The sequence below is a fragment of the Hymenobacter edaphi genome (assembly GCF_003258365.1).
GTDB classification, from domain to species: Bacteria; Bacteroidota; Bacteroidia; order Cytophagales; family Hymenobacteraceae; genus Solirubrum; species Solirubrum edaphi.
In genome coordinates, this window is record NZ_QHKM01000009.1 from 1 (window position 1) to 11,865 (window position 11,865).

Sequence of the window (11,865 nt, forward strand, 5' to 3'; positions counted from 1 at the left end):
CCTCGACACCTACTTCAACCTCGACCGCCGTCACTCCGCTCTCGGCTACCGCTCGCCCCACCAGTTCGAAACCGACCTCGCCAATCACCTACCTTAGCACTCTGTCCGTTTCGGCTAGACCGCCCCATACAACGTCATTGAATACACAAGCTACTTTGTCCAGCTTTCTTAGATAAAGCCGGCTACACACCAATACACCGCTCCTACTTGGTTTTCAAACTCACCAAGGGTTCGGGTGTAAATCAGCACCACTGAGCTGCTCACGTACATACTGCCGTACCACAACTTGCTGTGCAGGTGTAAGGGATTTGCTGCTGCCAGTGTAAAAGCCCGCTACGATCAACTCCAGCTTACGCAGCAAGAGGCGGAACCGGTCGCGGCTCATGTTCAATTCAAGCGCCATTCGGCTTTTGCGCTTCATCGCTGATGGCAATACTTGCCCGGCCAAATAGTGCTGGGCGTCTCGTCTGTGTGGCCATGCGCTCATGCAAAACGGGCTTTGGGTTTCTCTAATGAAGCCAGCACCTCGTTGTGCTTGAAGTACAGGCGGCGTCCTTTGCGGTAGAAGGGCAAGCGCCCCGCGCGCATCCACTCGTAGCACGTCGGGCGGGAAATGGAGAGCAAGGCGCACACGTCCTTCATTTGCAGCAGGGCTCCGGGTTTATCGACGGGTGGGCGCCCTTCGGAGGAAGCAAGCACACGGGCCAGTGCCCGCGCAAAGCAATCGGTGAGGAATTGTTCGGCCTCCGGCAAACTGAGTTGAAATAGGTAGTGGTTCATGGGTTGTTAGATGAATGCCCAAAACAACTACTTCCCTTTTCGCAAAGAGTGCACACCATGCACAAGTGCACTATTGTGCACTCCTCCCAAGGTGCTCCTATGCCTTTGTCGCCCGGCCGCGTGGGGGAAACCACCGCCTAAACTGTTCGACTAGATCGTTGGGGACCAAATCCCAGCGTGCGGCCAACGACCGGGAAAGTGAACACCCGAACCGGGCACTGAAGGCCCGCGCTAACGCAGTGCGGTTGGTAGTGGCCAAGTACCCGCCTTCCGATAAGGCCATAACCAGCGCGACCAGTTCTCGTTTGCGGCCGCTGATCCCTGCCCACTGTCCGGCGGCATTCAGCACGTCCCGCGCCTGCAGCGCCTCCACGATATCTGCTCCCTTTACCTCGGGCCGGAACAACTCTTCGAACGCCGGATCGGTCCGCCGCGGCTTGGGCAGCGCTGTCACCAGCCGGCGCCGCCGTTGTTGCCGCTGCAACCGGCGCTGGGTAGCCGCCACGCCCTCGTGCACGCCGGGCGGCTCGGGGTAGCCCAGCAAATCCAATTGCAGGCGGCGCAGGTCGCGCAGCACCCGGTGCCATACCTCCAGCAGCAAAAACGCATGGAATTGCGCGTCGCTGCTGAGCCGAACGGCCGCCTCGCGCACCGCCAAGGGATCAACGGCGTCGAAGTCAGCAAATAGAGGAAGCCGTCGGCAACGCTCGGTTGTGTCCGCATGCAGGATCCGTAAGACTTCCAATCGGTGCCAATCGGTGGCTAGGTCCCGCACGGGCGCTACCAACTGCTGCAGGGCCTGTTGCGCGAGCTTGGGCGCATGTTCGTCCCACTCGCGGTGACGTGCCGTTTGAACAGCGGCGGAAACAGAAGGGTCAGAAGCAGACATATGTGCGGAATGGCAGTTACAAATCGAAAGCTACGCCCTAGCCACCCCAATCACCAAAGCATTCTGGGGCCATAAAGCTCAACTAGACGCTATTTGCTAACGGCTGACATGTGCCAACCTGACCGCTTGCTCTTACTTGACCAATCCTGCTAAACAGCCACCTAAATCAAGCTGGGATGCCTGAGTTTCCATACCCACTTACATACCCAGTAAATAAAAAACCCTGTCTGCAGTTTGCAGACAGGGTTTTTAGTGATTCCGCTGGGATTCGAACCCAGGACCCGTACATTAAAAGTGTACTGCTCTACCAGCTGAGCTACAGAATCGTTTTCTTTGTGGTCGGCGACCTGCTGTCGTCGATTGTGGCACAAAAGTAGCGGGCTACTCATCTAATGCCAAATTTTCCGGCAAAAAAAATTGCGGCATACGGGCTGCTTATCGTGCTTTGGGCGCAATGCGCTATTCTTCAGGCTGCTCCCTCGCTCCCATCCACCGCTGACTCGCTGTTTGCCGGCGGCCGGCCGCTGGAGGCTTACCAGCAATACCGCCAACTGCTGCACCGCCGCCTGGTAAGCCGGCAGCAGTTGCTGCGCATGGCCGCGGTGCAGGAAAGCCACGACCAGTACCCGGCCGCGCTCTATTACCTGAACCTGTACCAGCAGTATTACCCCAGCCCGGTGGTGTGGCGCAAGACCGCGGAATTGGCCGCGGCGCACCGCCTGACGGGTTACCCCGACAACTGGCGGCAGCAGTTGGGCCTGTCGCTGCGGCGCTACTACCCCACGGTGCTGCAGGGCCTGCTGGCCATCGGCGTGGCCGTCGGTACGCTGCTGTTGGTGCGGCGGCGCGGGCTGGCGCGCGGGTGGTGGCTCACCTACGGCTTTTACCTGCTGTTTGTGGCCGCGTTCCTGAACATCTTCGATACCAGCACCGTGGGCCTGGTATGCCGGCCCCGGGCGGCGCTGATGAGTGCGCCCAGCGCCGGCGCGGCCTGGCTGACCACGGCCGCGGCCGGCGACCGGCTGCTGGTACGCGGGCAGCAGGACATCTGGTACAAGGTGCTGTGGCGCGGCCGTACTGCCTACATCCGGCAGCACGACCTGCTGCTGGTGCAGTAACGCCCGGCTAGCGCACCGGCGAGTCTTTTTCCTTACGAAACTCGTTGAGCACCAGCCGGTCCATAATGCCGGCGGGCAACCACTTGTTCAGAAACACCGTCAGCTTGCCCTTGCTGGTAAGCACCAGCGTGGGGCTGCGCTGCTGCACGGCCCGCAGAATGTGCTGGGCCACTTCCTCGCTGCTCATCATGCTGGCCTCGTCGCGGGGCGACTCGCCTTGCTGCGAGCCGTCGGCGGCCAGGGCGGTGTTGCGGATATTGGAGGCGGTGAAGCCGGGGCAGGCCGTGAGTACGTGCACGCCCTGGGGGGCCAACTCCGTGCGCAGGGACTCCAGGAAGCCGTTCATGGCAAACTTGGAGGCCGAATAGCCGGTGCGGCCCGGCAGCCCGCGGTAACCGGCAATGCTGGAAATGCCCACCACGCTACCGCCGCCGCTGAGCAGGTGCGGCAGGGCGTACTTAGTGGTGTAGACGGTGCCGAAGAAGTTGGTTTGCATCAGCCGGCGGATAACGTCGAGCGAGGCATCGGCGAAAACGGCGCGCATGGAAATGCCGGCGTTGTTGATCAGCACGTCGAGGCGGCCGAAGGCCTGCACGGTTTCGGCCACGGCGCGCTGGCAGTCGGCTTCCTCGCCCACGTCGGCGCGGATGGCGCGGGCCTCGATGCCCTGGGCGGTTAGCAGAGCGAGCGTTTGCTCCAGGCGGGCCGCGTCGCGGCCGGTGAAGGCGACGCGGGCCCCGGCCCGGCCAAACGCCAGGGCGCAGGCCTGCCCGATGCCGGAGGTGCCGCCCGTAATCAGAACTACTTTTTCGTGCATGTGCAAAAGCGAAGTTAGGCCGTGGCTGCGGCCAGGACCAGCGGGCAAAACTACGGGCTTTTTTGGCAGGCCCGGGGCCCGGCCGCCTTTGGTCGACAAAACTGCCGGAACTGTCGATTTAGGCGCTTAAAAGTTGGATTGAAGGGAGTAAAGCCTTGGATTTACTCGCTACATTTAAGGCGGTGAATTCCCTCCCTACCGTCTACTTTATGACGCAGCATCTACGATTTGGGCGCCTGGCGCCGTTGTTTATTGTATTGGCCGGCTGGTTATCAGCCGCATCGGCGGCGGCCCAGTGCCCGGCCACCACCAGCACCTGCACGCCGGGCTCGGCGCCCTCCTCGTCGTACCCCTTTGCCATGGGTGTTTTCAACGTGACGCTGGGCACCATCAACAGCACCACCCTGGGCGTGGCCGACGGCTACCGCGACTACTCCTGCACGGTGGGCACCACGCTCAACATCGGGCAGAACTACCCCGTGCAGGTGCGCACCAACGCCGCGGCCGACGAGAACGTGCGCGTGTGGATTGACCTCAACAACGACGGTCAGTTCAACAACACGGCCCAGAGCAGCGGCGGCGAGCTGGTGTTCAGCTCGTCGGGCCGCGGCACGCAGACGGGCACGGTGCGCATCAGCGCCGGGGCCACCACCGGCGTGGCCCTGCGCATGCGCGTGGCCGCCGACTACGTAAACGCGACCGTGCCTACCCCCTGCTCGACGCCGCAGTACTCGCAGACCGAGGACTACCGCGTGACGCTGCAGGCGGCCACGGCGGCGCCGGTGGCGGCCTTCGTGGCTGATCAGACCCTGACCTGCTCGGGCTGCGTGCAGTTCACCGACCAGAGCACCAACGGCCCGACCAGCTGGCTGTGGGACTTCGGCGACGGCACGACCAGCACCCAGCAGAGCCCGCGCAAATGCTACACCACGGCCGGCACCTACACCGTGACGCTGACGGCCACGAACACGACTGGCTCGAACACCAGCACCCGCACCGGCTACATCACCTACAACAGCCAGGTGCCGGTGGCGGCCAGCTGTACCCCGGCCACGCTCAACTACTGCTGCAACTACGGCATCACGGCCGTGACGCTGAGTACGCTCAGCAACACCTCGGCCAGCGGTACGGCCGGCTACCAGGACTTCACCTGCGCCGGTCGGGTGTCGCTGACGGCGGCGACCCGCTACCCGATTACCATCATCACCAGCAGCAACCGGCAGGACACGCGCGTGTGGCTGGACATGAACAACGACGGGCAGTTTGCCGGCACCGAGCAGCTGCTGCAGTCGCTCGACCAGGCCTCGCCGGTGACGGGCTTTGTGACGATTCCGAACACGGCGGTGACGAACACGCCCCTGCGCCTGCGCATCGTGTCCGACTACGTGGGCTCGAGCTTTACGGCCTGCGCCGGCGTGCAGCAGGGCCAGGCCGAAGACTACACCGTGACGGTGCTGCCCAACACCCAGCCGCCGGCGGCCGATTTCACCTCCAACTACTCCAGCACCTGCACCAACCCGGTGCAGTTCACGGACCAAAGCTCCAACGCCACCAGCTGGGCGTGGACGTTCGGCGACGGCGGCACCTCGACGCAGCAGAACCCCGTGCACACCTACGCCGCCTCGGGCGTGTACGACGTGGCCCTGACGGCCACCAACGCCTTCGGCAGCCAGACCATGACCAAGCGCGCGTACATCGCCGTATCGGTGCCCTGCCTGACGTACTGCGCTTCCTCCGGCACCAACCTCAACTCGTGGATTACCTCGGTGCAGATCAGCGGCGGCTCGCTCGCCACGCCCTTCGTCAGCACGTCCTCGGCGGATGCCGGCGGCTACGGCAACTACACCACCCGCGTGGCGCAGCTGCGCCAGGGCACCACCTACACGATGAACGTGGCTACGGCCAACAACTTTCAGCGCACCACCACGGTCTGGATTGACTACAACCGCAACGGCTCGTTTACCGACGCCGGGGAGCAGGTGTTTAACGTGACGGGCACCACCACCATGTCGGGCCTGCTCAGCGTGCCCACCGCGGCTGCGGCCGCCGGCTTTACTCGCATGCGGGTGCTGATCCGGCTGAATTCCAACGCCCCGCAGCCCTGCCTGCAGAACCAGGTGAATTCCGAAACGGAGGACTACTCCGTCAACATCTCGCCCGCGCTGGCCACGGCCGGCGCCCGGGAGCTGCCGGGCCTGGAAGTGTACCCGAACCCCACCGCCGACGGCCACCTGCAGCTGCACCTGGGTGCGACGGCTGCGGGCACCTACGAGGCCACCGTCGAGAACCTGCTCGGGGCCGTGGTGCTGCGCCAGCCGGTGCGCCTGGGCGCCGCCACCGATGCGGCCCTGAGCCTGAGCCAGCTTCCGCAGGGCGTGTACGTGCTGCGTCTGCGCGGGGCCAATGGCGAGCAGGCGTCCCGCCGCATCGTGCGCAACTAACCCCGCCCCGCGGATTTTTCTCCCGGCCGAAACCTTGGTTTCGGCCGGGCTTTCCGGTCTTTTCTCCCCCCTACTTATATGACTAAACTTTTCCTCCGCTACGGGCTGCTTCTGCTGCTGCTGCTGGGCCTGGCGGCGCCGCAGGCGCAGGCCTCCCACTTGCTCGGCGGCGAAATGACCTACACCTACCTCGGGGCCCTGGGCACCGGGACCACCCCGTTTCGCTACCGGGTGACGGTGCTGATCTACGTCAACGCCGCGCTCGGGGGCTCGACGCCCTCCAGCGTGCCCGACGGCCGCCCGCAGATTACCGTCAACTTCTACAACAAGTCGCAGAACGGGATACTGATCCGCTCGCTGAACATGAACCGGCTGAGCAATCCGCTCATCGTGCCGCCGGGCTGCACGTCGGCCGGCACGCCGGTGCCGGTGCGCCTGTGTCGCTACGAAGCGACGGTGGATTTGCCCGTTTCGTTTGACGGCTACTACGCCACCTACACCGACGGCACCCGCAACCGGGGCATCACCAACCTGGCCAATCCCTCGGACTCGCAGCAGCAGACCATCTACATGGAAATGGCCCCGCCGCTGCTGCCCAACACCTCGCCCACGTTTTCGGACACGGCCGTGGTGGTTATCTGCCAGGGCGACACCAGCCTGTTTCTGAACAACGCCGTGGACCCCGACGGGGACCGGCTCGTGTACTCGCTGGTCACGCCCTACGACCGGCTGGTCAATAACAACCAGTTTACGCCCCCGCCCATTGCGGTGCAGTACGCGGGGGGCTACGGCCCGACAACCCCGTTCGGCACGAGCCCGGGCAACTTCGCCAGCCTGAACGCCAGCACCGGCCTGGCCACCTACGCCGTGACCCAGCTGGGCAACTACGTGGTATCGGTGGAAGTCAAGGAGTTCCGGACCATCAACGGGCAGCAGGTGCAGGTGGGCGCCACCCGCCGCGAAGTGCAGCTGGTGGTGCGAACCTGCCCGCCCAACAACTCGCCGCAGTTTACGGCCAGCTCGGTGGCCCAGCACCTCTTTACGGTGGAGGAAGGCCAGACCCTGAACTTCACCCTGGGCACCACCGACGCCGACGGTAACACCGTCACCCTGAAAGCCAACAGCGTGCTGCTCGACGGCACCGGGGGCTACAACGCGACCTTTGGCGGGCAGGCCGGCACGGTGCTCCCGGGCGCCCTCACCGGCAGCGCCTCGGTGGTGGGTGCGGGCGGCAACGCCAGCGCGGCATTCCGCTTCACTCCCCGCTGCGGCGACGCGCGCGCCAACCCCTACGACGTGGTGATTACGGCCACGGACCAGGTGAACTGTAATTCCAAGACCATTGCCGACGTATTCCAGATTCAGGTAACGCGCACGGCGGCGCCCACGGCCCTGAGCGGCGACAGCGTGGTGTGCGACGCCTCGCAGGTGCGCACCTACACCGCCGCCGGCCCCACCCCGGCCGGCGGCTACACCTGGCGCGTGCAGGGCGGCACGATTCAGGGCTCGGCCACCGGCCCGGCCATTCAGGTGCGCTGGAACGGCACCGGCCAGGGCCGCGTGACGGTGCGCAACATCTCGGCCTTCGGCTGCCAGAGCGACTCGCTGAGCCGCACCATCAACATCCGCCCGGCCAGCACGCTGGCCGTGACGGCTTCCGTTCCCAGCATCTGCGCGGGGCAATCGGTGACGCTGACGGCGACCAACGGCACGACCTACACCTGGACCGGCGGCACCGGCACGCCCACCAGCGGCAGCAGCATCACCGTCTCGCCAACGCAGACCACCACTTACTCCGTCAGCTCGGGCGACGGTGTGTGCACCACCACGCGCACCATCACGGTGACGGTGAATCCGCTGCCGCAGGCCAACGTGGGCGCTACGGCCACCCCGACGGTGTGCTCGGGCGAATCCATTACGCTGGGCGCGGCGGCCGTAGCCGGGCAGACCTACCAGTGGAGCCCGGCCACCGGCCTGAGCAGCGCCACCGTGGCCAACCCGACGCTGACGCTGACCAACGCTACCGCGGCCCCCATCACCCAGACCTACACGCTCACGGTTACCACCACCAGCACCGGCTGCACCAGTACGGCGGCCGTGACGGTGACGGTGAACCCCGGCGCGACGGCCAACGCGGGCACGGCCCCAACCTTCTGCTCCGGCGAATCGGCGCAGCTGGGGACGGCAGCGGTGGCGGGGCTGACTTACCAGTGGAGCCCGGCGACGGGCCTGAGCAGCGCCACCGTGGCCCAGCCCACCGTCACGCTGACCAACACCACCGCGGCCCCCATCACCCAGACCTACACCGTGACGACCACCACGCTCCTCGGCTGCCAGGCGACCAGCCAAGTGGTAGTGACGGTGAATCCGCTCATCGTAGCCCAGCCGGGCACCAACGTGGCCATCTGCTCGGGCGCTTCGGCCCAGCTGGGCGCGGCGGCGGTGACGGGGCTGACTTACCAGTGGAGCCCGGCGACGGGCCTGAGCAGCGCCACCGCGGCCCAGCCCACCGTCACGCTGACCAACACCACCGCGGCCCCCATCACCCAGACCTACACGCTGACCACGACCTCGGCCAGCACCAGCTGCGCCGGCACGGCCACCGTAACGGTGACGGTGAACCCGCGCCCGCAGGTGGCCCCGAACACCCCGCTCACGGTGTGCTCGGGCCAGGCCGCGGCGCTGACCGGCACGACGGCCGCCCCGGGCGTCACCTACGCCTGGACCTCGGCCACTATCGGCGACCTGGATAACCCGGCCTCCCCCACCCCGACGGCCACCGTTACCAACTCGACCAACGCCTCCATCGTGCGCACCTACACCCTGACGGCCACCAACCCGGCCGCCGTGGGCGGCTGCACCAACACGGCGGTGTTTACGCTGACGGTCAACCCGGCCGTCAACGTCAACGCCGGGAGCAACGTGACGGTGTGCTCGGGTGACACGCCCCCGCAGCTGGGCGCCGCCCCGCAAGCCGGCTACACCTACCAGTGGAGCCCGGCGACGGGCCTGAGCAGCGCCACTGTGGCCAATCCTACCTTCACCCAGACGCTGGCGCCGGGGGCCGGGCCGCAGGTCATTACCTACACCCTCACGGCCACCACGCCCGAGCGCTGCTCGGCCACCGCGCAGGTAGTGGTGACGCTCAACCCGGCCGCGGAGGCCGTGGCCGGCACCGACCAAACCATCTGCACGGGCCTTACCACGCAGATCGGTGCTCCGGCCGAGGCGGGGCTGACCTACCAGTGGAGCCCGGCAACGGGCCTGAGCAGCGCCACCGCGGCCCAGCCCACCGTGTCGCTGACCAACGCCAGCACCACCGCCTTGCTCACCCAGCAATACATCCTGACGGTGCGCAACAGCTTCGGCTGCTCGGACCGCGACACGGTGCTGGTGACGGTGAACCCGACGGTGGTGGTGACGCCCGGCGCCTCGCCCCGCAGCGTGTGCTCGGGGGAGTCCATCACGCTGGGCGCCCCGGGCCTGCCGGGCTACCGCTACCAGTGGAGCCCGGCCACCGGGCTGAGCAGCGCCACCGTGGCCAACCCGGTATTCAACCAGACGCTGGCCCCGGGCTCGGCCCCGCTGACCATTACCTATACCCTGACGGCCACCTCGCCCCAGAACTGCCCGGCTACCGCGCAGGTGGTGGTGACGCTCAACCCGGCCGTGGACGTGCAGGCCGGCCCGGACGTGGCCATCTGCGCGGGCAAGTCGACGCGCCTGGGCACGCCGGCCCGCACCGGCTACCAGTACCTGTGGACGCCGGCTACCAACCTGAGCAGCGCTACGGCGGCCCAGCCCACCTTCAGCACCCCGCTCAACGGCGCGGCCCAGACGCTGCGCTACGTGCTGCGGGCTACCACGCCGCAGGGCTGCGCGCTGACCGATACGGTGGTGGTGACAGTGAACCCGCGCCCGGCCAACGACAGCATTCAGGGCACGGCTTCGGTGTGCCCCACGGTGCAGGGCGTGGCCTACAGCATCCGCAACCCGCGCAACACGGCCTACCAGTGGATTGTGAGCGGCGGCACCATTGCCAGCGGGCAGGGCACGCCGAACATCACCGTGAACTGGGGCGCGGCCAGCAGCACCGCCAACGTGCGCGCTTTCCAGCTGAACGCCGCCACCGGCTGCTCGTCCGACACGGTGGCCTTCCCGGTGCGCATCAACTCGATTCTGCTCACGCAGAAGCCCACCGGCCCGTTGCGCGTGTGCCAGGCCGACGGCCCCTACACCTACCAGACGCAGCTGACTGCCGGTTCGGTGTACGGCTGGCAGATCATCGGCGGCACGCAGGTTAGCACCAGCGGCGCCGCGGTGGTGGTGAACTGGACGCGCACCGGCATCGGCAAGATTGTGGTGACGGAATCGAGCAACCCGGCCGGCGGCCGCTGCCTCGGCACCTCCGATACGCTGTTCGTGACGGTGCTGCCCTCGCCGGCCGCCCTGACCGTCAACGGTCCGGCCCGCGTCTGCACGGGCACCGCGGCCACGTTCACCGTGCCTTCGATTGCCTCCCCAACTTACCAGTGGACCCTGAACGGCACGGTTGTGCCCGGCGTGGTGACCAACAGCGTCACCTTCCCGACGCTGGCTCCCGGCCCGTACACGCTGTCGGTAGTGGCCACCAGCAGCGGCGGCTGCGCCAGCCCCGCGGCCACGCGCACCTTCACCGTTGATCCGCTGCCGGTGGCGCCCACCGTTACGGGCCCGCGCTCGGTGTGCCCCGAGGGCCTGACCGGCGTGACGTACAGCATCGGCAGCGCCAGCAGCACCAGCACCTATCAGTGGACGGTGGTGGGCGGTACCGTCGCCAGCGGCCAGGGCACCGGCTCGGTGCAGGTGACCTTCTCCGGCACCGCCCCCACCCGCAGCGTGGCGGTGACGGAAACCTCGCAGTTTGGCTGCGCCGGCCCGGCCACCACCATCATCCTGCCGCTCGACAACGCGACGGTGGCCCTGAACGCGGCGTCGGTGGACCAGACCACGGACCGCAAAATCACGCTGACGCTCAGCGTGGCCGACCGCAGCAACAACGCGGGCCAGGTGCGCATCCTGCGCCGCAACGCGGGCAGCACCACTGCCTTTAGCCAGGTGGCCACGGTGGCCAACGCGGCCAGCAGCTACGACGACACCAGCGCCGACGCCGATGCCACCGCCTACGAGTACCGCCTGGAGCTGCTCAACAGCTGCGGCACGGTGCTCAACAGCTCGAACCACACTACCATGCGCCTGGAAGTGACGGGCACCCAGACCGGCTCGGGCCGCGCCCAGGATGCGGTGAGCCTGCGCTGGAACGCCTACCAGGGCTTCGCGGTGCAGCGCTACGAGGTGTACCGCCAGGCCGATGGCGGCCCGGCCGAGCTGGTGCAGACCGTGACGCCCACCACGGCCCCGGACTACACCGTGAGCTTTGCCACCAGCGCCGCCGGCTTCGACCAGCACTACCGCGTGAAAGCCGTGGGCGCTTCGCAGGTTTCGTTCTCCAACGAGGCCGGCCGCGCCTTCACCAACGAGCTGGATTTCTACAACGTGATGACGCCCAACGGCGACAACCTGAACGACCAGCTCACCATCAAGAACGTGGCGCTGTACCCGGGCAATACGCTGGCCATTTACAACCGCTGGGGCAAGCAGGTGTACCAGACGCGCAACTACCAGAACACCTGGACCGGCGACACCCAGCCCGCCGGCACGTACTACTTCATGTTCACCGAAGCCTCCGGCAAGGTGACGAAGGGGTGGTTTGAAATCATCCGGTAAGCCGGGTACGATTCGCTGAAAACGGCCGTTCGGAGCAGATCCGGGCGGCCGTTT

General features: G+C 66.5%; 6 protein-coding genes and 1 tRNA gene. 3 read left to right on the forward strand and 4 right to left on the reverse strand.

What is annotated here, in order from left to right; genetic code table 11:
• Positions 1-483: 483 nt before the first annotated feature.
• The 3 genes from DLM85_RS20750 to DLM85_RS20760 all read right to left on the reverse strand — a co-directional run bounded on the left by DLM85_RS20750 (position 484) and on the right by DLM85_RS20760 (position 1,995).
• Positions 484-780, reverse strand: coding sequence for a helix-turn-helix domain-containing protein (locus DLM85_RS20750; RefSeq protein ID WP_111480101.1), 297 nt, complete (start codon positions 778-780; stop codon positions 484-486).
• A gap of 97 nt (positions 781-877) precedes the next feature.
• The gene (locus tag DLM85_RS20755) at positions 878-1,669 is read right to left on the reverse strand and encodes a hypothetical protein (protein WP_111480102.1); all 792 of its coding nucleotides are present in this window, start codon (positions 1,667-1,669) and stop codon (positions 878-880) included.
• 253 nt (positions 1,670-1,922) lie between these two features.
• Positions 1,923-1,995: transfer RNA gene (locus DLM85_RS20760), tRNA-Lys, on the reverse strand.
• A gap of 114 nt (positions 1,996-2,109) precedes the next feature.
• On the opposite strand from DLM85_RS20760, the gene DLM85_RS20765 reads away from it, so the two are divergent.
• Complete coding sequence (locus tag DLM85_RS20765) at positions 2,110-2,787, forward strand: hypothetical protein (RefSeq protein WP_133257178.1); 678 nt, start codon at positions 2,110-2,112, stop codon at positions 2,785-2,787.
• Between the two features lie 7 nt (positions 2,788-2,794).
• Here the strand turns inward: DLM85_RS20765 and DLM85_RS20770 are convergent, their stop codons facing one another.
• Complete coding sequence (locus DLM85_RS20770; protein WP_207891073.1) at positions 2,795-3,604, reverse strand: SDR family oxidoreductase; 810 nt, start codon at positions 3,602-3,604, stop codon at positions 2,795-2,797.
• A 209-nt stretch (positions 3,605-3,813) separates the two neighbouring features.
• On the opposite strand from DLM85_RS20770, the gene DLM85_RS20775 reads away from it, so the two are divergent.
• Complete coding sequence (locus DLM85_RS20775) at positions 3,814-6,045, forward strand: GEVED domain-containing protein (protein ID WP_111480105.1); 2,232 nt, start codon at positions 3,814-3,816, stop codon at positions 6,043-6,045.
• 78 nt (positions 6,046-6,123) lie between these two features.
• Positions 6,124-11,811, forward strand: a complete 5,688-nt coding sequence (locus DLM85_RS20780) for a T9SS type B sorting domain-containing protein (RefSeq protein WP_111480106.1) — start codon at positions 6,124-6,126, stop codon at positions 11,809-11,811.
• The last annotated feature ends 54 nt before the right edge of the window (positions 11,812-11,865 follow it).

Coding starts and splice junctions, on each gene's coding strand:
- DLM85_RS20750 (WP_111480101.1), bottom strand. CDS start 780: ATGAACCACTACCTATTTCAACTCAGTTTGCCGGAGGCCGAACAATTC.
- DLM85_RS20755 (WP_111480102.1), bottom strand. CDS start 1,669: ATGTCTGCTTCTGACCCTTCTGTTTCCGCCGCTGTTCAAACGGCACGT.
- DLM85_RS20770 (WP_207891073.1), bottom strand. CDS start 3,604: ATGCACGAAAAAGTAGTTCTGATTACGGGCGGCACCTCCGGCATCGGG.
- DLM85_RS20775 (WP_111480105.1), top strand. CDS start 3,814: ATGACGCAGCATCTACGATTTGGGCGCCTGGCGCCGTTGTTTATTGTA.
- DLM85_RS20780 (WP_111480106.1), top strand. CDS start 6,124: ATGACTAAACTTTTCCTCCGCTACGGGCTGCTTCTGCTGCTGCTGCTG.